Annotated in this window: 27 protein-coding genes and 1 pseudogene; 15 read left to right on the forward strand and 13 right to left on the reverse strand. The window is 66.9% G+C overall.

Annotated elements, in window-relative coordinates; all coding sequences use genetic code 11:
• Window positions 1-12: 12 nt before the first annotated feature.
• The gene (locus C8K36_RS23030; protein ID WP_107987373.1) at window positions 13-579 is read left to right on the forward strand and encodes a TetR/AcrR family transcriptional regulator; all 567 of its coding nucleotides are present in this window, start codon (window positions 13-15) and stop codon (window positions 577-579) included.
• A gap of 24 nt (window positions 580-603) precedes the next feature.
• Here the strand turns inward: C8K36_RS23030 and C8K36_RS23035 are convergent, their stop codons facing one another.
• The 3 genes from C8K36_RS23035 to C8K36_RS23045 form a co-directional block, all read right to left on the reverse strand.
• Window positions 604-2169: an acetyl-CoA hydrolase/transferase family protein gene (locus tag C8K36_RS23035; protein WP_107987374.1), complete on the reverse strand. Its 1566-nt coding sequence runs from the start codon at window positions 2167-2169 to the stop codon at window positions 604-606.
• 163 nt (window positions 2170-2332) lie between these two features.
• Window positions 2333-2659 (reverse strand): branched-chain amino acid transporter permease, encoded by a 327-nt coding sequence (locus tag C8K36_RS23040; protein ID WP_107987375.1) that lies wholly within the window; start codon window positions 2657-2659, stop codon window positions 2333-2335.
• A complete protein-coding gene (locus C8K36_RS23045) occupies window positions 2652-3386 on the reverse strand; it encodes an AzlC family ABC transporter permease (protein WP_258195567.1) in 735 nt (244 codons plus the stop codon). Before C8K36_RS23045 ends, C8K36_RS23040 begins: the two co-directional genes overlap by 8 nt.
• Before the next feature lie 79 nt (window positions 3387-3465).
• Between C8K36_RS23045 and C8K36_RS23050 the strand changes: the two genes are divergently transcribed.
• Together C8K36_RS23050 and C8K36_RS23055 are read left to right on the forward strand one after the other, a co-directional pair.
• Window positions 3466-3900 (forward strand): Lrp/AsnC family transcriptional regulator, encoded by a 435-nt coding sequence (locus C8K36_RS23050; protein ID WP_107987377.1) that lies wholly within the window; start codon window positions 3466-3468, stop codon window positions 3898-3900.
• A 514-nt stretch (window positions 3901-4414) separates the two neighbouring features.
• Complete coding sequence (locus C8K36_RS23055; RefSeq protein WP_107987397.1) at window positions 4415-5239, forward strand: M23 family metallopeptidase; 825 nt, start codon at window positions 4415-4417, stop codon at window positions 5237-5239.
• A gap of 77 nt (window positions 5240-5316) precedes the next feature.
• Here the strand turns inward: C8K36_RS23055 and C8K36_RS23060 are convergent, their stop codons facing one another.
• The 4 genes from C8K36_RS23060 to C8K36_RS23080 form a co-directional block, all read right to left on the reverse strand.
• Complete coding sequence (locus C8K36_RS23060) at window positions 5317-6855, reverse strand: fatty acyl-CoA synthetase (protein ID WP_107987378.1); 1539 nt, start codon at window positions 6853-6855, stop codon at window positions 5317-5319.
• An 89-nt stretch (window positions 6856-6944) separates the two neighbouring features.
• Complete coding sequence (locus C8K36_RS23065) at window positions 6945-7316, reverse strand: nuclear transport factor 2 family protein (protein WP_107987379.1); 372 nt, start codon at window positions 7314-7316, stop codon at window positions 6945-6947.
• A complete protein-coding gene (locus C8K36_RS23070) occupies window positions 7313-8209 on the reverse strand; it encodes a helix-turn-helix domain-containing protein (protein ID WP_107987380.1) in 897 nt (298 codons plus the stop codon). The genes C8K36_RS23065 and C8K36_RS23070 overlap by 4 nt, the downstream gene beginning before the upstream one ends.
• Window positions 8210-8567: 358 nt before the next feature.
• The gene (locus C8K36_RS23080; RefSeq protein ID WP_107987382.1) at window positions 8568-9161 is read right to left on the reverse strand and encodes a TetR/AcrR family transcriptional regulator; all 594 of its coding nucleotides are present in this window, start codon (window positions 9159-9161) and stop codon (window positions 8568-8570) included.
• A 189-nt stretch (window positions 9162-9350) separates the two neighbouring features.
• On the opposite strand from C8K36_RS23080, the gene C8K36_RS23085 reads away from it, so the two are divergent.
• From C8K36_RS23085 to C8K36_RS23115, 7 genes are all read left to right on the forward strand, one after another.
• Complete coding sequence (locus tag C8K36_RS23085) at window positions 9351-10541, forward strand: phosphotransferase family protein (RefSeq protein WP_107987383.1); 1191 nt, start codon at window positions 9351-9353, stop codon at window positions 10539-10541.
• Window positions 10541-11701 (forward strand): hypothetical protein, encoded by a 1161-nt coding sequence (locus C8K36_RS23090; protein ID WP_107987398.1) that lies wholly within the window; start codon window positions 10541-10543, stop codon window positions 11699-11701. Before C8K36_RS23085 ends, C8K36_RS23090 begins: the two co-directional genes overlap by 1 nt.
• A 28-nt stretch (window positions 11702-11729) precedes the next feature.
• Window positions 11730-12677, forward strand: coding sequence for a tyrosine-protein phosphatase (locus C8K36_RS23095; protein ID WP_107987384.1), 948 nt, complete (start codon window positions 11730-11732; stop codon window positions 12675-12677).
• 269 nt (window positions 12678-12946) lie between these two features.
• Window positions 12947-13354: a VOC family protein gene (locus C8K36_RS23100; RefSeq protein WP_107987399.1), complete on the forward strand. Its 408-nt coding sequence runs from the start codon at window positions 12947-12949 to the stop codon at window positions 13352-13354.
• 92 nt (window positions 13355-13446) lie between these two features.
• Entirely contained in the window at window positions 13447-14181 is a 735-nt protein-coding gene (locus tag C8K36_RS23105; protein WP_107987385.1) for a polyprenol monophosphomannose synthase, read from the forward strand.
• A gap of 108 nt (window positions 14182-14289) precedes the next feature.
• Window positions 14290-14691, forward strand: coding sequence for a hypothetical protein (locus tag C8K36_RS23110; protein WP_107987386.1), 402 nt, complete (start codon window positions 14290-14292; stop codon window positions 14689-14691).
• Between the two features lie 91 nt (window positions 14692-14782).
• On the forward strand, window positions 14783-15286 hold the full coding sequence (locus C8K36_RS23115; protein ID WP_146176529.1) for a hypothetical protein: 504 nt from the start codon (window positions 14783-14785) through the stop codon (window positions 15284-15286).
• 13 nt (window positions 15287-15299) lie between these two features.
• On the opposite strand, the gene C8K36_RS23120 is transcribed toward C8K36_RS23115, so the two are convergent.
• Window positions 15300-16490, reverse strand: coding sequence for an amidohydrolase family protein (locus C8K36_RS23120; RefSeq protein WP_107987400.1), 1191 nt, complete (start codon window positions 16488-16490; stop codon window positions 15300-15302).
• A 45-nt stretch (window positions 16491-16535) separates the two neighbouring features.
• Between C8K36_RS23120 and C8K36_RS23125 the strand changes: the two genes are divergently transcribed.
• Window positions 16536-17909: a glutamine synthetase family protein gene (locus C8K36_RS23125; protein ID WP_107987388.1), complete on the forward strand. Its 1374-nt coding sequence runs from the start codon at window positions 16536-16538 to the stop codon at window positions 17907-17909.
• Between the two features lie 14 nt (window positions 17910-17923).
• On the opposite strand, the gene C8K36_RS23130 is transcribed toward C8K36_RS23125, so the two are convergent.
• The 3 genes from C8K36_RS23130 to C8K36_RS23140 form a co-directional block, all read right to left on the reverse strand.
• A complete protein-coding gene (locus tag C8K36_RS23130) occupies window positions 17924-18634 on the reverse strand; it encodes a DUF3592 domain-containing protein (protein WP_107987389.1) in 711 nt (236 codons plus the stop codon).
• 94 nt (window positions 18635-18728) lie between these two features.
• Window positions 18729-19325, reverse strand: a complete 597-nt coding sequence (locus C8K36_RS23135; protein WP_107987390.1) for a CHAP domain-containing protein — start codon at window positions 19323-19325, stop codon at window positions 18729-18731.
• 106 nt (window positions 19326-19431) lie between these two features.
• Complete coding sequence (locus C8K36_RS23140) at window positions 19432-20016, reverse strand: AMIN-like domain-containing (lipo)protein (protein WP_146176530.1); 585 nt, start codon at window positions 20014-20016, stop codon at window positions 19432-19434.
• 74 nt (window positions 20017-20090) lie between these two features.
• Here C8K36_RS23140 and C8K36_RS23145 point away from each other — a divergent pair, with 74 nt between their 5' ends.
• Both C8K36_RS23145 and C8K36_RS24945 read left to right on the forward strand, forming a co-directional pair.
• Window positions 20091-20705, forward strand: coding sequence for a class I SAM-dependent methyltransferase (locus C8K36_RS23145; protein WP_107987392.1), 615 nt, complete (start codon window positions 20091-20093; stop codon window positions 20703-20705).
• 123 nt (window positions 20706-20828) lie between these two features.
• On the forward strand, window positions 20829-21818 hold the full coding sequence (locus tag C8K36_RS24945; protein ID WP_181319694.1) for a LolA family protein: 990 nt from the start codon (window positions 20829-20831) through the stop codon (window positions 21816-21818).
• Between the two features lie 26 nt (window positions 21819-21844).
• On the opposite strand, the gene C8K36_RS23155 is transcribed toward C8K36_RS24945, so the two are convergent.
• Window positions 21845-22156 (reverse strand): integrase core domain-containing protein, encoded by a 312-nt coding sequence (locus tag C8K36_RS23155; RefSeq protein WP_107987393.1) that lies wholly within the window; start codon window positions 22154-22156, stop codon window positions 21845-21847.
• A 197-nt stretch (window positions 22157-22353) separates the two neighbouring features.
• Between C8K36_RS23155 and C8K36_RS23160 the strand changes: the two genes are divergently transcribed.
• Window positions 22354-22647: a hypothetical protein gene (locus tag C8K36_RS23160; RefSeq protein ID WP_107987394.1), complete on the forward strand. Its 294-nt coding sequence runs from the start codon at window positions 22354-22356 to the stop codon at window positions 22645-22647.
• A gap of 136 nt (window positions 22648-22783) precedes the next feature.
• On the opposite strand, the gene C8K36_RS23165 is transcribed toward C8K36_RS23160, so the two are convergent.
• A complete protein-coding gene (locus C8K36_RS23165) occupies window positions 22784-23128 on the reverse strand; it encodes a transposase (RefSeq protein ID WP_107987395.1) in 345 nt (114 codons plus the stop codon).
• Between the two features lie 112 nt (window positions 23129-23240).
• Between C8K36_RS23165 and C8K36_RS25300 the strand changes: the two are divergent.
• A pseudogene (locus C8K36_RS25300) lies at window positions 23241-23467 on the forward strand (HNH endonuclease); the annotation flags it as partial.

The raw sequence follows: 23467 nt of genomic DNA on the forward strand, positions 1-23467 counted from the left end.
AGCATGTCCCGCATGGTGCGCAACGACGAGCGTCGGCAGGCCCTCGCCGACGCGGGCCTGACGGTCCTGGCCAACCAGGGCGCCCGGGGGCTCACCCACCGTGCGGTCGATCGCGAGGCCGGCGTGCCCGCGGGGACGACATCCAACTACTTCCGCAGCCGGGACGCACTCGTCGCCGGGTTGGTCGAACGCATCGGCGAGCGACTGACGCCCGACGAGACGGTGCTGGCCGGGCTCTCCGCCCGGAAACCGAGTCGCGAACTGTTCGCCGACTACCTGCGCGACATCGTCCGGCGGCTCACCGAGAATCGCGAAGTGACCGTGGCACTGTTCGAACTCCGGCTCGAGAGCACCCGCAACCCGGAGGTCGCTGCGATGATGTCCGATTGGGGCAGAACGGGTTTCGAGGCCGATGTCGCGTACAACTCGGCCGCCGGTCTGCCCGGTGGCGCGCGCGAGATCGCGCTGTTCCACTACGCCGTCGACGGCCTCCTCCTCGACCGACTCACCACGCCGCTCATGCCCGACACCCCGACGGACGAGATCGTCGACGCCCTGGTCGCCGGGCTCCTGCCCTGATCGGCGGGATCGACTGCAGAACAGTCAGTTCCGGAACATCGACCCGGTCTCGTTGAACCGCTCGTGGAACGAGAGAGCCTCGCGGAGCAGGTGCGGGGTGTGGCCGGACGCCGGGGAACGCTCGGCCCGGTCGACGTAGTCGAGCAGCATCGCCCGGTACTCCGGGTGCGCGCACTTGTCGATGACGACGCGCGAGCGCTTGCGCGGGGACAGGCCGCGCAGATCCGCGAGACCCTGCTCGGTGACGAGCACCTGGACGTCGTGCTCGGTGTGATCGACGTGCGGGACCATCGGCACGATCGACGAGATCGCGCCGCCCTTCGCGGTGGATGGGCTCAGGAACATCGACAGGTAGCCGTTGCGGGCGAAATCGCCTGAGCCACCGATACCGTTCATGATCTTGGTACCCATGACGTGCGTCGAGTTCACGTTGCCGTAGATATCCGCCTCGAGCATGCCGTTCATCGCGATGATGCCGAGGCGCCGGACCACCTCCGGGTGGTTGCTGATCTCCTGCGGCCGCAACACGATGTGCTTGCGGTAGAAGTCGATGTTCGACATCAGTTCGTCGATGCCGGCCTCCGACAGCGCCAACGACGTCGCCGACGCATACCGCACCGTGCCGTGCTTGATGAGGTGCAGCATCCCGTCCTGGATCACCTCGGAGAAGCAGGTGAGCCCTCTGTGCGGCCCGGCGTCGAGACCCTGCAGCACCGCGTTGGCAACGTTGCCGATGCCGGACTGCAGCGGCAGCAGGCCGTCGGCGGGCAGGCGGCCCTTCGACACCTCGTACTCGAAGAAGTCGAGCACGTGCGCGGCGATGGCCTGGCTCACCTCGTCGGGTGGGGTGAGCGGGCTCGCACTGTCGCGGGCGTTGGTCTCGACGACCGCGACCACCTTCCTCGGATCGACCCGCAGCGTCGGTTGACCGATGCGGTCCTCGACCGAGGTGATCTGGATCGGCTTGCGGTACGGGGGCAGCGCGGTGCCGTAGTAGACGTCGTGGATGCCGGTCATCGCCTCGGGCACCCACGAGTTGACCTCGAGGATGACCTTGTCGGCGACGTCGAGCCAGGTCTTGTTGTTGCCGATCGACGCGGACGGGATCAGCTCACCCGACTCGGTGATGCCCGCGACCTCGACGACCGCCACATCGACGTTGCCGTAGTAGCCCTCCCACACCTGCTGCGCGACGTGCGACAGATGGATGTCGACGTAGTCCATCCGGCCGCTGTTGATGTTGCGGCGCGCGGTCGGCTCCGACTGGTAAGGCATCCGCAGTGCGATGCCGTCGACCTCGGCGAGCAGTCGCTCGGTGCCCACGGACACCGAGGCACCCGTCAGGAGGTTGATCGTGAAGTTCGATCCGGCGCCCCGCACGGCATGGATGCGGTCGGCGAGGGCCGGGACGATCGCCTTCGGCGTGCCCGCGCTCGCGAAGCCGCTGATCGCGACGGTGTCGTGGGGATGGATGAATTCGACGGCGGCCTGGGCGGAGGTCACCTTGTTCCGGAACACCGAGCTGCGGATCCTGCCCCCGCCCGAGGCGGCGTTCGACAGCGATCCGGATTCATCCACGTGCGACGTCACAGTGACAAGGCTAACTCCCGACACGCCGGTGAATTGCCCGCCTCACATCCATGAAAACCCTCTGACATGCGATTTTCGGCCCACGGCGCGTGTTCGGTGTCGACGACGCGGCCGGTCTGTGCGACGAGCGTGCGGATTCTCGCGACGAACAGCGTTCTTCAGTTCAGCCGAACACCCAGTTGGCAAGAACCATGTAAGCGGCAGTGCCCCCGACGATGCTGAGCAGCGCGTGCCGCCGCCACAGGTGCAGACCGATCGTCACGGCGAGCGCGACGGACGCGGGCACGAGCGACGACGGCGCGACCGAGACGTTCCGCAGCGTGTAGACCGCGAGGATCAGCATGATGCCGACGGGCATGTGGGCGCCGAGGTAGTTCACCAGTGCGGACGAGCGCAGTGGCGCGATCACCGCGAACGGCACGGCCCGCAGCGCGAAGGTGACCGCCATGATCACCGCGAGCGCCGACAGGATGTACGGGATGTCAGGCACGGGCCCGCCTCCGCCGCTCGAGCGCGAACCGGGCCAGCAGTGCCGCCACGAACAGCGCCATCGCGACCACCAGCATCTGCTCGCGCGCCACCACCAGCGCCACGAGCGCGCTCAGCAGCGCCAGGACCGGGGTCGGCACGTCGGAGCGCACCCGGAACGCGTCGACGGCCAGCACCACGAACAGCGCGGTGAGCGCGAAGTCGAGTCCGGCGAGCTGCATCGGGATCGCGTTGCCGACGACTGCACCGACGACACCGCCGAGCACCCAGTACAGCTGACAGAACACCTGAATGAAAAGGATGTGCCGGCTGCTCAGGGAACGGGGATCCTTGGCCGCGGCAACGGCGTACGCCTCGTCGGTGAGGGCGTACATGCTGTAGAGCCGCGCCACTGGCCCCTTCACCCGATGCAGCGGGAAGGACAGTCCGTAGAACACGTGCCGGAAATTGACGAGAAACGTTGTCATCGCCACCGACGCAAGCGGCGTGAGCGCCAGCACCAGACCGATCGCGAGGAACTCGAGGGAGCCCGCGTAGATCGTCAGCGAGAAGATGGGCGCCCACCACCAGTCGAACCCGGACTGGACGAGCAGCAGCCCGAACGCCAGGCCGAGCGGGAACAGTCCGAACCCGACGGAGACGGTGTCGCGGGCTGCGGCACGGATGTCGGACCGGTGCGAGAGGTCGGGCGTGGTCTCGAGGCCCGAAACGGGAAACGCGCTGGTCACGAGGAAATAATAGTGCCGAGCGCATGGCATGTGGTTGCCGGATATTGCCCAACGAGCCCGCTCGGCGCAATATTCTGCTGTGGATGATCTCGATCGCGCAATATTGCGTGAGCTGCACGCGAATGCGCGGCTCACGAACGCCGAACTGGCCGACCGCGTCGGGCTGACGCCGTCCCCCTGCCTGCGCCGGGTGCGACGGCTCGAGGCCGACGGGGTCATCGTCGGATACCGGGCCGTCGTGAACCCGGATGCCGTCGGACGCGGCTGCGAGGTGATCGTCAACGCCGAGATCGTCTCGCAGGACCGCAAGACCGTCGAGGCGTTCGAATCCCAAGTCGGCGCATTCGACGAGGTAGTCGAGTTCCGCCGGATGATCGGTCTGCCCGACTACTTCATCCGCGTCGCCGTCGCCGACCTCAATGCGTTCGAGGTGTTCCTGCGCACCAAGCTCATGGAACAGCCGGCGATCTCCAAGATCGAGTCGCACCTGACGATGAAGAAGCTCAAGGGGTAGGCCCGGATCCACCCGCTCCGAAGCGGCTCCCATCCGGCGGCCCCGCGTCCCAGTGCGGGGTCGAATTCGCGCGTCACCCTGCCGGACAGCGGGAGATCGCTGTCACATTCCGACCGTGCGGGCTGACAAGCCCGGCGTCGAAACCGCGCCTTTCGCGCGTCCGAACACGACCGTCCAGCCTGAATCTGTGTCACAGTGACGTAATTCTTCTCCCGCGATGGCTGACGGCGTCCTGACCTCGTACCACGCCGGCCCGACCCTCGATAACGACCGGTTGGCCCCAAGCTTGTTTCCGGCATTCGGACGCCCGAACTCGGCCGCCCAAACGCGCTGACCTGCGACTTTCCTGAATACCGGTCGGTTCTTACCTCATCAAGATAAAGATTCGATCACGGTGGACGAGTCGATACCTCTTTGTTACTTTTCCGTGACGAAAGACCCGAGGTCGCGGTTCCCGACTGGGCCGACCAGAGACACAAAAGAGGTAACCACTGTGGCCACTCCCCACAGGACGATGAGTTTCGAAAGCTTGACCGTCGCCCCGAAGTCCCTGCTCGGCCGCCGCTCCTTCAAGGCAACGGCAGTCGCCGTCACCACGGGCGCCCTCCTTGCCGGCAGCGTGCAGATCGGCGCGGCCACCGCGGCCGCCTCTCCCCTGCGCCTTCCCGCCGGCGACAACGTCCAACTACAGCTTCCCGCAGGCCAGTTCCTGCCCGGACTGAACGTCCCGTCGCTCGCGGATGCCTCGGGGACCGGACCGCACCAGTGGACCCCGACATCGGCCGCCTGGTGGAAGCCCGCGCCCAAGCTGCAGGCACCCGCCCCGGCGCCCGAGCCGCAGGCCGTCCCGATTCCGGCCCCGATGCCCGCGCCGCTTCCGCTGCCCGTCCCCGAGGCGGCTCCGGTCCCGGCCCCCATGCCGGCCCCCGTGCTGCTGCCGCCCCGCCCGGCCGTCGTCCAGCCGGTCGCCGGATTCCTGACCTCGAGCTACGGCCCGCGCTGGGGCACGCACCACAACGGCATCGACATCGGAGCCGACATGGGCACGCCGATCCTCTCGGCAGCCGACGGCGTCATCGTCGACGCCGGCCCGGCATCCGGCTTCGGACTGTGGGTTCGCGTCCAGCACACCGACGGCACCATCACCGTCTACGGTCACGTCGACACCTTCGTCGTGAATGTCGGCCAGCCCGTCCTCGCCGGTGATCTGATCGCCACCGTCGGCAACAGGGGACAGTCCACCGGACCGCACCTGCACCTCGAGGTCTGGAATCCGAGCGGCTATCAGGTCGATCCGCTGATCTGGTTGCACGACAGCGGAGTTGCCATCACCTGGTGACGGATACCCCCGCCACCTCGATCCACGCACGACGGCCCGGTCCCCCACATCAGGCGGGGCCGGGCCGCCGGACGCCGTCAGACCGGATCGAGCTCGGTCCGGAGCTCCCGCTTGAGCAGCTTGCCACTCTGATTGCGCGGTAGCGCCGCCACGAAGCGAATTCGCTTGGGTACCTTGAACGGTGCGATCCTGTCCCGAACATGATCGACGAGCACGTCGGCGGTCACCGCGTCCGGATCGACGTCGTCACGCAGTACGACGACGGCCGTCACCGCCTCGATCCACTTCTCGTCGGGCACCCCGATCACCGCCACCTCCGCGACCGCGGGATGCGTGTAGAGAGCATCCTCCACCTCGCGGGAGGCGACGAGGATGCCACCGGTGTTGATGACGTCCTTGATCCGGTCCACGACCGTGATGTACCCGGCGGCGTCCCGGGTCACCATGTCGCCCGAATGGAACCAGCCGTCCCGGAACGCCTCTGCGGTGGCCTCGGGATTCTCCCAATATCCCTGGCACAGTTGCGGAGAACGGTAGAGAACCTCCCCCGGTTCACCGTCGGGCACGTCGTTGCCGTCCGGGTCCACCACCCGGGTCTCGACGAAGAACACCGCACGCCCACACGACGACGGCCGCTGCTCGTGCTCGTCCGGGCCCAGAACCGTTGCGAGCGGACCGATCTCCGACTGCCCGAAGCAGTTGTAGAACCCCAGCGCAGGGTAACGCTCCCGTAGCCGGTTGAGCACGGTGACGGGCATGATCGACGCACCGTACTGCGCCTTCCTCAGCGAGGAGAGATCGCGCGTGTCGAGATCGGGGTGGGCCGCGAGTGGCACCCAGACCGTCGGCGCGAGAAACAGCGAGCCGATCCGATCGGCCTCGATCCGACGCAGAATCTCGGGAATGTCGGGCGACTGCATCAGGTGCACGGTCGCCCCGACCGACAGGTAGGGAAGCATGAACACATGCATCCCCGCCGAGTGGTACAGCGGCATGCAGATCAGCGGGTTGTCGTCGCAGCTCAGTCCCAGTGCGATCACCGACGACACGTACTCGTGTACCAGCGCGCCGTGAGTCATCATGGCGCCCTTGGGCTTCGATGTGGTTCCCGACGTGTAGAGCAGCTGAACGAGGTCGCCACCCGATGCTGCCGCGGCCACCTCCGGAAGGTCGCCGGCACGCGCCCACTCGAGCAGGGACGCGTCCTCGTCGCGGAGAGCGACGACGTGGTCGACCTCGACGTCGGCGCGCACCGATTCCAGGGTTGCCCGCAGCGCCGGGTCCACCAGCACGGCACGCGCGCCGGACTGCGACAGCAGGTAGTGCAGTTCGTCGCCGGTGAGCGCGTAGTTCACCGGGACGTGGACCAGACCGGCGCGGGCACAGGCCAGGAACCCGATGACGTACGCGTCCGAGTTGACGCCGTACCCGGCCACCCGGCCGCCGGGCGCCAGCCCGAGTCCGAGCAGGCGCCCGGCGGCGCGGGTGACGGCGTCGTCGAGTTCGCGGTAAGTCCAGTGGCGGTTGCCGAAGATCAGCGCAGTGCGATCGGGTTGCCTGGCGGCGGCCCGTCGGAGTACTCCGTCGACGGTATCGAGACGCGGATCCTCACTCATGTGACGCAGGTTATAGGACGTCCAACTATCGCGTAAGGGGTTTCTTTCCCGCCACCGTTTGTGTAGCTTCGCGGACCCCGCGCGCGAGGTCAGCCCCCGAACGCCGCGGTGATCGCTCCCATGTCGAAGTAGTCCCGCCATGCGGCGATCTTGCCGTCGACCACCTCGAACACACCCATCACCGGCAGCGGCGTCTCCTTGCCGAGTCCGCGGAGGACGTCGGTGCGCTCGTTCATCACGATGCCGTCGGACTCGACCTGCTTGTGGATCTGGAAGTCGATGCCGTCGAATGCGGCGAGGAAGCCCTCCAGGAACTCCTCGATCGCGTCGCGGCCCTTCACTGGATCCATCGGAATATTGTGGTACACCGCATCTTCGGTGAAGTAGCCGGCTATCACGGCGGGGTCCGGGTTCGACCACAATGCACAGAATTCGGTGACCAGTTCCTCGGCAGCGCTCATGCGTTCACTCCTGTTCGCGTATCCAGTTCCCGAGCGGTTCGGGTGAGGCTCTCCATGTAATGCGCCCGCTCGTCGCGGGTGACCGCGGATCTCAGCGGGCCGATCTGCAACTCCCACGCCGGGCGGCCGTCCGCCCCGAACACCGGCGCCACGAGATAGCTGACGGGGTGCGTCCGATCGCTCGCGAGATCAGCTGCGCTGTAGGGCCTTCCGCTGATACTGCCGAGCAGGTCCACCACACGACCGCGCAGCGCATTCCGCGAGGGGTCCTCGCCGAGATGTTCCACCACCTCAGCCAGCACGTCCAGCATTCCCGGGTCGGCCGCGCCGATCCCCCACATGCCGACCCCCGTGGTCCGGATCTGCTCGAGCACCTCCGCGGTCTCGGCGCGGACTGCGGCGGGTGCGGTGTCGAGCCAGGCCCGACGGCGTGCCGGGTCGGCAAACGCGATCACCGCCGCGCCCGCGGGCGCCCGCAGCGGCAACCCGGTGCCGGCGGAGATGCCCGCCGGTAGCCGTCCCCGGCCCGCGTCGACCGCGAGGAACGTCATCTCGCTGGTCGTCACGACGCCGAGCGCCGCACCGCAGTCGACCTGCGCCGCCAGCCTGGCGAGTGCCGCATCGAGCCCGGCGGGCACACCGGCCGCAACGCGCGCGGCCTCGCCCACGCCCGCGAGGCGCGGACCCAGTCGGTACCGAAGATCGGCATCGCGCCTCGCCCACCCGTGGGTGTCCAGGGAACCCAGCACAGCCCCCACGGTCGACCGGCTGAGACCGAGGGCGTCGGCCACTTCCGCGATGGTGCACGCGTCGTCCCGTCCGGCCAGCAATTCCATGATCGCCACCACCCGATCGGTGGGCGGCGATCCGGTTGCACCCTTGTCACGGTCCATGTTTCCTCCCACCCTCGCCACAGTAACCGATATTCGCCTACTGCGACACGAATATTCGTGTCGCTGCGTGGATGATCCCTTCGATGGCGACCGGTCCGGTACCGGGAAAGACATTGCAGGGCATGGCCGGCCGGGAGCATCGCGGCAACCGCGCCATCGTGTCGCCGCCGAACAGGCGCGGGTCGCCAGCCAGGTCGGTGCCGCACTGCGCGGACCCAATTCCCCGCTGGTGTAGTGGAATCAGCAGTAACGGCACACAGTAGCGGGACAATGGCGGTATGACTTCGTCTCGCCGCCTCGCACTCGTTTTTGCCATCGCGGTCGGCGCCTGGGGTATCTGGCCGGTTGATCCGGCCACTCACCGGGGCAGCACGCCGTTCAACAGGATGTCCACGAGCGACGACGCGAGCCGCCCCTGGTCCTCCACGTCGCGCACCGACTGAGCGAATATCGCGGTGCCCGCGATGAGGTCGAGTAGCACGTCGGGGTCGATGCCGTCGCGTAGTTCCCCCGCGTCGACTGCTCGAGAAAGCCGATTACCCAGTTCCTCACGGATCACCTCGAGTTGATCGGTGATGAGCGCCTTTCGCAGCTCGGGGTCTCGACGCCCCTCACTCATCAAGCCCGGCACTGCTTCTCGAGCCGCGGGGCCGCCGAACAGCGCCACCGCGCCGTAGGCGAGCCTGCCCAATTCCTCGGAGATCTCCTGATCGGAGACGTTCTCGGACTCCATCACCGGGTACACCGCGTCGTGCACGATGTGCGCCTTCGACGGCCAACGACGGTAGATCGCGGGACGGCCGACGCCGGCGCGGGTGGCGATCTTGTCGATCGAGGTTCCGGCATAACCGTTCTCGACCAGAAGTTCACGCGTTGCCTGCAGGACGGCCTCGTCGATCGCGGGGTTTCGTTGCGGCCCAAGCCGGTGTTGCGCTTGCCGCTGCCTGGACATCGAATGAAACCCCTTGCGTCGAAGTGTGATGGCCGTTACATTGTGTCACGTCGTAGTCGATACGCAATGTATCGACTAGAGCCGTCGCGCCCCGCGGACACCCCGAGGCTGTCGACCGATCTGCCGTTGGACCGCTCCACCGCAGCACGCCGCTCTCACCATGCTTCCCCGACCATCGAAGGGTCGCCCATGAGTTTCGAATACACGACCGAGGATCGCGACTACTCGGAGATGGCCAGGCCCGGCCAATCCCGAACGGATCCCGCCGAGCTGGCCCGTCGCCTGCAGGCCTGGCTGCGCACCAAGCTGCCCGCCGACGCCGAACCCGAGGTCACCGACGTCCAGGTGCCGGCCGCGAACGGCATGTCCAACGAGACGATCCTGTTCGACGCCGTGTGGCACGACGACGGCGAACGACGTCACCACTACCTGGTGGCCCGCATCGCGCCGGCGCCGTCGGGGGTGCCGATCTTCCCGTCCTACGACCTGGACCAGCAGTTCGAGGTGATCAAGGCCGTCGGCGCCCACTCGCCGGTGCCGGTGCCACGCGTCTACTGGTCCGAGACCTCACCGGACGCACTCGGCGGCGAGTTCTTCGTGATGGAACGCCTCGACGGCGTGGTTCCGCCGGACGTGATGCCGTACAACTTCGGCGACTCCTGGCTGTTCGCAGGCTCCCCCGCCGACCGCACCCGCCTGCAGGACGCGTCGGTGCGCATCCTGGCCGATCTCCACGCGATAGCCGCACCCGCGCAACTGTTTCCGAGCCTCGTTCCCGAGGCCGGCGCCGACGAGGTCACCGCGGATGCCGCGCTGCGCGCGCACGTCGACGGCCAGCGCCGCTACTACGAGTGGGCCACCGCGACCGGTCCCCGCTCACCGCTCATCGAGCGCGGCCTCGCTTGGCTGGACGCCAACTGGCCCACCGTCACCGGCCCCGCCGTACTGTGCTGGGGCGATTCGCGGATCGGCAACATCATCTACCGCGACTTCGAACCGGCGGCAGTGCTCGACTGGGAGATGGCCACCCTCGGCCCCCGCGAGATGGACCTGGCCTGGATGATCTTCATCCACAGGTTCTTCGAGGACCTGGCCACGATGGCCGGACTTCCGGGACTGCCCGACTTCCTGCGCCGCGACGACGTCGCGGGCACGTACCGTGACCTCACCGGACACGAGGCTCGCGACCTCGACTTCTACACGCTGTATGCCGCCTTGCGGCACGCAATCATCATGTTCCGCGTGCAGAGTCGCGCAGTCGCGTTCGGCCAGGCCGAGGCGCCCGCGGATCCGGACGACATGATCCTGCACCGGAAGACGCTCGAGGAGATGCTCGACGGCGTCTACTGGGACCGCATCGACAGCGAAGGAGCGGCGTGATGCTTTCACCCATGGACGACTACCCGGTGCACCAGATCGCCGAACCGATCCGTCACGTCGGCACGTCCGACCGTAATTTCTACGACCGCTACTACTTCAACTGTCACCCCGGCCTCGATTACGACGGCGAACCACTGTTCCTCATCGTCGGGCTCGGTCAGTATCCGAATCTCGGTGTGACGGACGGGTTCGCGGTACTGCGACGCGGAAACGACCACATCGTGGCCCGGGCGTCCAAGGCGCTCGGCTCCGACCGCATGGACGTCACGGTGGGGCCGCTACGGCTCGAGGTGCTCGAGGGCCTGCACCGTCTGCGTGTGGTGCTCGAGCCCACCCCCGAGGCGCCGGACCTCTCCTTCGACCTGACGTTCGAGTCGGACGTGCCGGCGTCGCTGGAGGCCAGACACTTCCACCGTCAGCTCGAGCGGGTCACGTTCGACACGCAGCGCTTCGTGCAGACCGGACGCTGGGCCGGAACCCTCACTGTGGATGGCGAGATCATCGAGGTGACCCCGGATACGTGGCGCGGCAACCGCGATCGCTCGTGGGGCGTGCGGCCGGTGGGTGAGGCGGAACCGCCCGGGCGCCGGGCCGATCCGTCGATCGCGGGTGAGCAGAACTTCTTCTGGATCTACTCGATCATGCAGTTCGAGGAGTTCTCGATCGTCGCGATCATGCAGGAGGACCGGCAGGGTCGCCGCGTCGTACAGGACGCGACCCGCATCTGGGCCGACCGGACGCGTGAGCCGGAATGGCTGGGCCGTCCGGAACACGACCTCACGTTCATCCCGGGGGGACGCGAGGTGGCGGCGGCCACGCTGACGTTCCACCGCCCGCAGGGCTACGGGAAGCCGGACCAGATCCTCACCGTTGCTTGTGAACCCGTCCTACCCCACTACCTCGGCGTGGGCACCGGCTACGGGCTGGAACAGGACTGGCGGCACGGCATGTGGCAGGGCGAACTCGTGGTCCAGGGCGTGCGCGAGAAGGTCGCAGACATCGAACCGTGGAAGAAGATGTTCTGTCCGGTCGACAATCTCGCTCGATTCACCCTCACCGAGAACGGCGAGCAGACCGTGGGCTCAGGCCTGTTCGAGGTCGCGATCATCGGGCCGTGCGATCGATACGGCTTCACCGGAATGGCTGACGTCGCGAACTGATTCACCCCACCCCCCGAAAGGACCCACAATGCGGATCGGTTCTTCACGAATGCTTGTGCGGACGGCAAGTTCCGCCACCACCGTTCTCCTCGCCGGTGGGCTGTTGTTCGCCGGGACGGGCGCCGCAACCGCACTCGATTTCGGCTCGCTCGCCACCGGTTCGTCCGGCTCCCTCGGCACCGGCTCCTCCAGCACACCAATCGATCCGACGGATCGTCTCGCCTCGATCGCGAACTTTCGCGACGTCGGCGGCAACGAGGGACACGGCTATGCAATCGGCTTCGGACAGCACCTGAAGCGCGGCGTCGTCTACCGGGCCAACGCCCTCTCGTCCGCCACTGACGCCGACCTGCAGACGCTCACCGATCTCGGCCTGATCTCCGTCCTCGACATGCGCGGCCAATCGGAGATCGACAACCCGTTCGTCGGTGGCCCCGACAAGATCCCGGCGGGCGCCGACTACAGCCATATCCCCATCGAGTTCGGGGATCTGGTCCAACTGGCGCAGACCATCCAGTCACCCGAGCAGGGCCGCCAGTACATGGTGGACGCGAACCGCAGCTTTGTGACAGACCCCCTCAAGCGAGCCGCATTCAAGCAGGTACTCACCGACATCGCGGACGCCCCCGGCCCGGCGGTGTTCCACTGCTCGGCAGGTAAGGACCGCACCGGATGGGTCGCGGCGCTGCTGCAGCAGATCGGCGGCGCGTCTGCCGACACCGTCATGGCGGACTACCTGCTCAGCAACGACTACCTGGCGGGGGTGAACGCGCGGACGCTCGCACAGATCAGCGGCGCCCTCGGTGAACAGGCCGCGCTCAACCTGACACCCGTTCTCGGTGTCGACGCGAGCTACCTCGAGGCCGGGCTCGCGCAGATCCGCGCCGACTATGGCAATGTCCTCGGCTACCTGACCGACGGGCTGGGTCTCGATACCGGGACGCTCGCGAAGTTGGCGATCAAGATGCGGGCCTGAGCTCGACAGAACTTTCGGAGCTCGGCCGGTCCTGCCCCCGATCGGGACCGGCCGGGCTCCGATTCATCTCAACGACCGACCAGAGCGCGGCGGCGCACCAGGACGGCCGTGAGCACGGCGAGCGCCGCGACCGGGGCAGGGCAGCGAGGGCCGAACCGGCCCGGTCGATGATCATCACCCGGCCGAACCTATCCGCGCCGGGCCATATCGGCGGTAGCGTCGTGCTGCGACACGATCGAGCACGTACCGGCGAACCTCAGGAGTATCCCGTGGCCTCTCGTCTCAACCCGTACATCAGCTTTCCCGGCACCGCGCGCGACGCGATGGAGTTCTACAAGGGCGTGTTCGGCGGCACCCTGAACATGAGCACGTTCGGCGAGTTCGGCGCGCCCGCCCCCGAGGACCAGATCATGCACGGCATGCTCGAGACCGGCAGCGGCTTCACGATCATGGGTGCGGACATCCCGCCCGGTATGGAACGCACGCCCGGCACCGACATGGCGGTCAGCCTCAGCGGCGACGACGCCGACGAACTGCGCGGCTACTGGACCGCGTTGTCCGGTTCCGGAACCGTCGACGTGCCCCTGGAGAAGCAGATGTGGGGCGACACGTTCGGAGCGTGCACCGACCGTTTCGGCGTCTCGTGGATGGTGAACATCACGGAACCGGCGTCCTGACTGCGACAACGGCCCAGGTGAGTTGCCATTGCCTGCATTCATGACCACACTCGCCTTTGCCCTAGACGACAGAGCGTGATCAGGAAGGTCCCATGGACAGCAGCTCGCCGAAGACGACCATCGTTGTGCCCACGTACAACGAGCGCGACAATCTGCCGAAGCTCGTCGAGCTGCTGGCGGCGCTGGAGGTCCCGGACCTGCACCTGCTCGTGGTCGACGACAACTCCCCCGACGGCACGGGTGAGATCGCGGAGAAGCTCGCGATCGATGCCACGTTCCCCATCGGGGTGCTGCACCGCACCGAGAAGGACGGCCTGGGGCGCGCCTACGTCGCCGGGATGACCCGTGCGCTCGCGGAGGGCGCAGACATCGTCGTGCAGATGGACGCCGACCTGTCGCACCCGGCCCACGTCATCCCCACCATGATCCGCACCCTCACGACCACCGACGCGGCTGTCGTCCTCGGCTCGCGGTACGTCCCGGGCGGCGCCGTGGCGAGCGACTGGCCGTGGCACCGCAAGGCGCTCTCCGCGTGGGCCAACTTCTACGTCAACGCGATCCTGCGCCTCGGCGTCAAAGACGCGACCGCCGGCTTCAAGGCGTGGCACGCCCGCACCCTCGAGGCCATCGACGTCGCGTCGATCCACAGCAACGGCTACTCGTTCCAGGTGGAGATGAACTACCGGACCACCAGCCGCGGCATGCGGATCGCGGAGGTCCCGATCCGGTTCGAGGAGCGCATCGAGGGCGTCTCGAAGATGAGCCTCGGTGTGCAGCTCGAGTCGGCACTCGTGCCGTGGAAGCTTCGATTCGGCAAGAAGCGCTGATCGGGGTCGATTTCACCCGATCCGGGTGAAAGAGCCGACGGGGCCGTGCCGATAGCGTGGCGGTGACGAACGATCCACCGTCGTCGACGTCGACACGAAGGGGTTCGTATGAGCTTCCCGCGCACGTCTGTCACCGTGGCCGCGCTGGCCGGCGCCGCGTGCCTGGCCTTCGCGCCCAGCGCCGCCGCGGCAACGACGTACCAGGTGACCGTGGTGCCGCCGATCGGCACCGTCTTCAGCAGCACGATCACGACACTCGCGGTGGTCGTGTCCCCCGCCCCGGGGGGCGCCGACGCCACCACCCCTGCGGTCCTGGACATCACCGAACCCGACGGCGACACGACCACCCTCACCGTTCCGCTGACACTCGGCGGCGCGACCCAGGCCATCCGGGTCCACGAGGCGGGCCGCTACACGGTGGTCGCCACATTCGCCCCGCCGACGAGCGAACCCGCCACCAGCACCATGCTGTTCGACGTGACACCGTCGCCGTTCGGTAGCGCGTCCTGAGCCAATTGGACTGCAGTGCAATGATTTGTGGGTCGATTCGTCTGCCGGAAACGCGGCTAATGCGCCAGCGGGGCGTTTACTGTCGCGAGGTATGAACTCCTCTCGGCTGTGGCCGACGCTCATTGTTGCAGCCGCCGCGATGGTGGCGGCCGGGTGCTCGTCCGCTGACCCGGCGGCGGAATCTTCAGCAAGTGAAGCGGTATCGGTGACCGTCGAGCCGGTCGCAGAATCAGACGGATGTGCCGCCGCACCGACGCTGCAGGACGCTCTGTACGGGCGCGACTGGCTTGACGCCTACAGACTGGACTCCTCCGCGGTTGCAACCCTTCGGCGGTGCCACTACTCGAGCACCGCGCAGGACCGAATCGACCTCGTGCCGCCGTCATCGGCCATCACCGACGGTGTCGAGGTGCAGCGGATCATCCTCTCGCTCCCTGAGTCGACCGACGTCGGCCACCGCTGCGGCCCTGGTGGAGACTTCGTCTACAACTTCGACGAGTACACCGTGCTCGACCAGTCCGAAACACCAGTCGCGGCATTCCAGATCAGCGAGAACGGCCCCTGCGGGATCAACAACGTGGTCCCTTCCAAGTGATGCCGTGGCAGGTCTAACCGGATCCCGTTCGATCGCCGAGGCGATAGGCCCTGCGCGCGTTTCCCTCGGCGATCATCCGCGCGACCCTGATCGCATCCGATTCCGTCCATTGATCCTGAGCAACCACGGTTTCCAGATACTCGGACAGCGCTTGCCGAAACACTTGCGCGCCGACGTGGAACAACTCGGGCAGTCCGTATCCGTCGGTGGAGAACAGCACCGAGCCGAAAGGGGCCAGCTCGAGCAGTTCCCCGAGAATCCGTGCTGCACCGGCAGTCCCGACGTTGTGTAGCGAAAGACCGACGTCGACGAACACATGGTCGAACACCTGCGCCAGGTAGCCGGCGTGGCGATGGAACGGGTAGTTGTGCAGCAGCATGATCGGGACGTTCAGGGCCGCCGTCGCGCGTAGCAGCGGCATCAGCAGGAGCGGATCGGCGCGGGCGAGGTCGATGTCGGCATCGCCGTAGCCCACATGAAACTGGATCGGCACTCGCGTGTCGAGGGCCGTCCAGATCAGGAACCGGGTGAGAGTCTCGTCGACCATTCGGGGCGGTAGACCACGCTCGATGTCCGACGCCCACCGCACCGACGCGGTGAAAACCGCAGCATCCGAAGGATGTTCGGGAGCGAGGTCCAGCCCCACCCGGTAGGCGGCGACGGTCTTGAACGCCACGGCCGTCCGGGCGGCCCGCTTCACCTGTTCACGGCACCGATCGGCGAAGTCCCGCGGACCGTGTTCGATCATCACTTGTTCGGCCAGCGCCTCGAGGCGGACCACCTCGTGCGCAGTGGCCCCAGTGCACGCCGCCAGTTCCTCGGGTGTGGTCGAGTGTTCCGGTGAAAAGCCCGTGTCGACGAGATACTCGGTCACGCCGGTCGAGCGCAGCAGCAGACGATTCACCTCGTCGGGGCCCAACTCCGCTCGGCGCGCGAGATAGGTGTCGGGGTCGGCGTGCGGCTCGAGGCCCAGCACCGGCGCGCACAGCCTGCGCACTGCAAACCCGATCTGGGTGTCGAAGAGGCTGCCGTGCCACGGTCCGGGGCCGTCGGCCTCGCACAGCAGCGACTCGAACTCGGGGCGAGTGAGCGGCGTGCGCACGATCCCGTGGCAGTGATGGTCGACGAGCGGGACAGCTCCGACCAGCGCCGCAATCCGGTCTCCACCGTGATTTCCGCGCGTATCGTCTCGGAATGGCGCCATCAGTGTCATTGTGCCGCCGATCGGGCCCGGTGCGAGGGGAATGCGATGGATCGACACGAACGTGACCGCAGGGCCCTCGAGGCCGCGCGGCTGACCCGGCAACTAACGGGGCGCGGTGTCGTGGGCGTCGCCCTCGTCTGGGTGGACAACAGCGGCGTCAGCCGGACCAAGGCCGTTCCGGTAGAGCGGTTCGAACGGGCCGCGACGTGGGGCGTGGGCGCCTCCCCCGTGTTCGACGCGTTCACCCCCGACGACACCATCGTCGCCGGCCGGTATGCGGGCGGCCCCGTCGGCGATCTGCGACTGCTCCCGGACCTCGATCGGGTCACGGTGCTGACCGCACTGCCGGGATGGGCGTGGGCGCCCGTCGACCGGTACACGCAGGACGGCGACCTGCATCCGCAGGACTCCCGCGGACTGCTGCGTCGTGCCGTCACGCAACTCGCCGAGGACGACCTGACGGCGAAGGCCGCGTTCGAGATCGAATGGGTGATCGGACGCGACGAGGACGACTTCGTGCCGGGCGCCCGCGGCCCCGCCTACGGGTTCACCCGATTCACGGAGCAGTCGGGCTACCTGGCCGACGTGTTGTCGGCTCTGCGTGACCAGGACGTCCGGGTGGAACAGATCCATCCAGAGTATGCGGCCGGCCAGTTCGAGGTGTCGGTGGCGGCGGAGGATCCGCTCGGCGCTGCGGACACGTCCGTACTGGTGCGCGAGACGATCCGAGCGGTCAGCATGCGGCACGGGCTGCGAGCGTCGTTTTCCCCCATGGTCGTTGCCGGCGGTGTCGGGAACGGCGGCCACGTACACCTGTCGCTGTGGCGGGAGGGAATCAATCTCCACAGCGGAGGAGACGGGCCGTGCGGGATCACCGATACCGCCGAGTCTTTCGCGGCGGGAGTGCTGGAGCGACTGCCCGCGCTCCTGGCCGTCGGGGCGCCGTCGGCCGCCAGCTACCTGCGCCTGGTGCCGGGCGCGTGGGCGGCCCCCTTCCAAGCCGTAGGGTACGAGAACCGTGAGGCCGCAGTGCGTTTGATCACCGGCAGCCTCGGCGACGAGAGCTGTTCCGCGAACCTCGAGGTGAAGGTGCTCGACCAGTCGGCCAACCCGTACCAGTGCCTCGCGAGCCTGCTGTTCGCCGGAATGTGGGGTGTTCGGGCAGGTCTGCGACTGCCTGAGTTGGTGGATGTCGATCCGGCAACACTGTCGGAAGAGGAACGCCTTCGCCGCGGAATCCGGCGCCTACCCGCATCGCTCACGGAGGCGACCGACGCGTTCGAGGCCGACGGGGTGCTCACACACGCATTCGGCAGCGAGCTCGCGGCCACTATCGTCGACGTCCGCCGCGCCGAGATCGCACGGTTCGCGGACGCGACCGACGAGGACATCGCCGCGGCGCTGCGGTGGGCGTTCTGAGGAACGCCCACCGATCAACCGTCGGCGAGTTCGACTACGATCCTCTTGTCGTTCCCGGGATCCTCGGGGTCGTACCAGAGCCGTGTCGACTGTCCGTCGACGACGGGAGACGCCGCGTGAATCACCATGTGGCGCTGTACCCATCGTTGGATGTTCGCATTGTCGGTGAAAGTGAAGGTCACGGTGGTCAAGATGCGATCGCTCTCCCGGAAAGCGGTATATCCCCTGTCGCTGACTACTGCAGTCGCAGTCGTTCCGGTCTGCCGCGCCTCCTGGTTGCGGACTCCACGCACACGTCTGCGGCGCGCTGTGACCAACCCACCTGCCAGACAGAGCGTCGCGACCAGCAGGCACCCGTATCCGACAGCAGACACGAGCGGAGCATCACCCATCTCCTGCCCGGCAACAAGCGCACCGGTCCCGGCGCCCGCCCAGGCCGCCGCAAACCCGTAGAGCAGACCGAAATGACGGGCCTTCAGCAGGATCGAAGCCCAGACGAGGAATCCGCTGATCGTCACCGGCAGACCGGCGAGTACGCCGACGAAGGCGAGCACCGACGGATTGAACGACTCGGGATCGACCCAACCGCCGAACATCGTCGGCCACCCATAACCGAGGCCCGCACCGCCCACGAACAGCAGGATCAGCGCAGTACCGATCCGTACTGCGCTCGGCGGACGGTTCGCGCGTGCGCGTCGTGCCGCGACCGGATCGATCGTGCTCATCGAACTTCCCCCTCGTTCCGCTCAGAGGCAGGCCCCTGACGGAGCATAGGCATCGCCTATGCGACAGCGCAGCACCGGACTCGGTGGAAGAGCTTCAGGAATCCAAGCGCCCGAACCCGACGACGGCACCGTCGGACTGCCAATCGAGGTCGTGCACCCGAATCTTGCCGAGTTCGTTTCCGCCGACCGTTGTGGCGGTGTCGCCGTCGACAGCGATCACGAAGTTGGTGTGCTGACCCAGGCGGAATTCGTTGTCGTACAGCACCACATCACCGGTCTTCGGTTGGTAGCCGTTGCCGACGGGCTCGAAGCGACCCTGCGACTCGTAGTACTCCTGCAGCGTGTAGACACCGGGGATGCGCCACGATCCGGAGTTCGGGTTCGAGAACGGCTCCCCGGCCTCCCTCATGACCCAGCTGACGAAGTTGGCGCACCACGGTTCCTTCACGCCCTCCGAGTAGAAGGTGCCGGGCCGCTGTTCGTCATGCTCGGCCGCGAGCAGGTCGACCACCTTCGCCTGCGGCACCGTCAGCGCCGTTCGGTCCACATCGGGGAAGGACGCCGTGTCCCACGGCAGGTAACGCGCGGGAGCGAACCACAGCACGGCACCCGCCACCAGGATCAGCACCGCGACCGCGGAGGCGATCCACGCGGCGAGGCGACGTCGGCGGGCGACGGGTTGTGCGCTCATACTCTCGAATGTAGCCGGAAACGCGACGATAGCCGGGTGACCACGGACTTTCTCACCAAAAACACAAAGTAGACGCCGTTACCCGAACCGTGGGCGCCGGCCCCTCTCAGCCCAACTCGACGATCAGTCGGGGCGGATCGTCCACGGCAACAACCTCGAACGCAACATGATCGTCACCGATCCCTATGAAGGACTGTGTGATTCCGTTCGTATCCCTGGCATCGGGTAGTAGATAGAGCTGAGTCACCCGGGCCCCTTCCGGACCCACGAGCGGTGTTGGTTCACCGTAGAGATGCCGCGCGGGCAGCGCGGTATCCATGATGTCGACCTGCAGGATCGACCGTCCGGCAACCGAGAGTTGCGGGCCACCGCGATACGGATGGGCCTCGGCGACATAGCCCACCTTCCAGAACGGGATGCCCGCGCCGGCGAATCGGTAGACGACGCGCTCGATGCCGGTTTGCGGATCGACTTCCACCCGCACATCGTCGACAGCGGCCGTGGAGATTGTCCCCGGCGCGGACACCAGGTCAGTCGAGGACGGCGGTGGAGTTGGGCCGAAATGGACACGGCCGGTGCGGTCTGCCGGGATCGACTCGGTTACCGAACCAGACTGCAGCGCTTCCTGACCGGCGGCGCAGCCCGGTAGAGCTGCCACACAGACAACCATGCAGACGACCACGAGCTTCACCCTCGACACGGCTCCCCCTCCGGATACACGCGACGTTACACTCACACCCGCGATCGTCTGGGAAGCTTCGAAGCATGGAACAGCCGGGATACGACGCCCTCGCGAATCTGTACGCGGAGACCTTTCCGAACCCATATCTGACACCACTCGAACGTCAGGTCATCGCCGCCTTCGCCGACCTCGTGCAGGAATCCCCCACTGAGGGAGTTGTGCTGGATGTGGGATGCGGGACCGGCGATGTCACGGCCGATCTCGCCGACAAGGGCCTCGACGTCCTCGGTATCGATCCGAGCATCGAGATGCTCTCGATCGCCCGGCGCAAGTACCCACACCTCGACTTCATCCACGGCGACGCACACCTCGACGAGCTCCCTGATGTGACGATCCGGGCCATCCTGGCAAGGTTCAGCCTTATTCACATACCTCCGTCGGAAGTGGCTGCGGTACTGGACTACTGGTCCACACGGATATCGTCCGGCGCGCTCGTTGTGGTCGCCTGCCAGAGCACCGACGCCGCCGGCGAGGTCATCGAGTTCGACCACGTCGTTGCACGGGCCTGGCGCTGGCACCCTGATCGACTTGCCGCGACACTTGCCGACGCCGGATTCGACGAGGTCTGGCGGACAGTCAGCCGACCGGACGCGAACCATCGATTCCCCGAAGTGCACCTCGTTGCACGACGCCGATGAACGACGGCTCCACTCCTGTCTTGCGTCAAGAAGGTGGCAGAGATCCGGCTAATGACTCACGTAGCGCGTCGCCGTGTATCTCGCGTCCCTGGTCTGGCGTCCCTCTCACTCTAGGGTTGGAGAATGACGGATTGGACCGAGGTTCTAGCGGCGCTCAGCGAGGGGCCTGATCTCCCACTTAGAGGGACGATTCGGGAACTCGGCACCCCAGCGAAGCCCGACCGGGTCCTCTTCGCGGGTGAGGGCCCACCCATTGTGGTGAGACCCGGAAACGGGTGTCGAATTTGGCGGGACGGTGGTCGGCTACGTATCGAGCACCCTGACGGGCGCCCGATCTTCATCACCGACGGCGCCCAGGCGTGGCAATTCACCGCTGACGACGGGCAACGTCCGCGTACTGCCGCTCTGGACAGTGTCCGCTTCCTGGGCCTCAACCAGTACTTGGTGCGGCGACGAACCCCTGCAGAGTGGGCTGGGGAGCACCTCACCCACCCACTCGGCGCTGTTGTTGACGCAGAAGTTGAAGGACGGCGTTGCTGGACAGTTGAGCTCGCTCCGCCGACAGACGAAGCAGAGCTTCTGCGGGTCTGGGTCGACACCGAATCCGGCCACGTACTTCGTTTCCGCGCCGAGCCCTCAGGCCAGGAGTCGCAATACGTCGACCTCACTGTTGGCGAGCAGCTCGTCGACGAGTTGTTCACTTGGGGTGGACCAGTATTCACCCCCGAGGAATACGAACAGATACTCCGCGAACGACGTCACGTCCGCGAACAGGAGCAGCTGGAATGGTTTACCGAAACCATCGCACCGTCACCGATTGCCGCTCGGGCACAGGTGGACTTCAGCCCAACCTGGGTGCCATTCCTCAACCCCGAAACCGGGGCATTCGACGCATCCGGACATCGGACGATGCTGGCACGCCGCCCACGCAGGAGCGAAAGCTGGCTCCCACCCTGGGGCACGGTCCACTACGTCTGGTCGACACCTCAGTGGGATTGGGCCGCCGCAGTCTTCGACGCCGAACTCGACGACGAGGCGATCAGCCAGCTCCAACAGCAGCTCCATGCCGGGGACACCGTAGACCGACAACGCCGGATTGATCCGGACGAGTAGGGCCGTTTGGACGAAATACGCGGCCCTCATGTGCTGCTACGTCTCCCGCAGAGGTAGGCATGTTGCGGAGTCTGATTGGACAGCGCCTGGTGCGGACGGATGCTGTTGTAGATATGGCGGTAGCGGTGGACTTCCATGTCGAGGGCGTCGCCATCGCCGATGATGCCGCGGTAGAGGTGCTCGTATTTCAATGTGCCGGAGAATCTCTCGATCACACCGTTGGTTTGCGGTGATCGGACGCGGGTGCGGACGTGGCGTAGCAGTGGATCGTCGCCGGTGAACAGTCCAGCGAAGGTGCCGCTGCGGAAGCAGGGGCCGTTGTCGGAGACGAGAGCGATCGGTGCCGGGGCCTGGCCGCACGGTGTCGGTGTCGTCGACGACGACGACGACCATCACGCCGCGGTCGCCGCGCAGGTCGCCCAGCTCGAGAACCCGCTGCGCTTCGGTGACCGCGAGATCGACGCACGCGACGGCGTCGGCGGCGGTGGCGGTCGGGGTGACCGTGATGGCGAGGCAGTATTTGGTGGCGTAGTCGATGACCGCGCAGATCCGCCAGATCCCGCCGCCGGTGGTTTCAAACTCGAAGAAGTCGGTCTGCCACACCCGGTTCCTGACCGTCGGCGGATTCGTGAACACCCTCCGCCGAAGTTTCGCCCAGACCCTGCGGTCGGCGCGGAACCCGGTCGGCAGCAGCAGCCCGCGACGCCGCAAAGCCCGCTCGACGGTCGAGTCCGACACCTCGTGGCCGTCGGCGCGCATGAGGGCGGCGATCTTGCGGTGCCCCCAGGCTGGCCAGTCCTGCGCGTACTTCGCGGACAGTGCCTCGTAGCGGTCGACCTTCGGTGCCGGCCACGGCCCCTTCACCGGGTCGCCGCCGCGGTGTCGGGTGAGGCGGCGGCGGTAGGTGCGTTCAGGGATCTGTGCGAGTGGTGCGAACCTCGAAACCGGCAGCCCGGCTGCCTCTCTCAGGGATTCGAGGGTTGCGAAGGGACCTCGTCGACCAGCTTCGCGCCGTGCTGCCAGATCCGCAGCTGCACCGTCGCCTCCGCCAACGCCAGCTTCAGCTGCTCGTTCTCACTGCGCAGACGGCGCTCCTCGACGCTGCCGCGGCGTCCAGCCGGGCCGGACGGTTGTTCCTCGAGCCGCTGCCGGCCGGCATCGACGAACTGCTGCTTCCACTTCGACACCGACATGTCCGACACCCCGTGCCGGCGGGCCGCCTCGGCACCGGACATCTCCCCGGACAGCACCGCCAGTACCACCCGCATCTTCACCTCGACCGGGATCTTCGTTCGCCGTGACCTCGCCATACGCCTCCCGCTTCCGGCTCGTGCCCGGATCGTAAACACCGGGACCCTGCCAGAAAGTCTGACGCAGCAGAACCCCATTGACTCGAACATAAGTTCGAAATAGACTCAGAGCATGAATCCGGGGGGAATCATCGAACCAAGCGCAGCGCTATCGCTGAACGCCGACGACGCGCGCCGTCTCCCCGAGGCGCAGATGTTGCAGTCCACTCTCGACATCTCACACGAGATCGAGCGCCTGGAAGCATTGCGGGTCACCATGGTCGCCGAAATCGACCAACGGCCAGTCTCATTCGACACCCTCGGGTTCCGCAGCGTCAAACTCTGGCTCGCAGCGAACAC

The organism is Rhodococcus sp. OK519 (assembly GCF_003051005.1).
In the GTDB taxonomy this organism is placed as follows: domain Bacteria; phylum Actinomycetota; class Actinomycetes; order Mycobacteriales; family Mycobacteriaceae; genus Prescottella.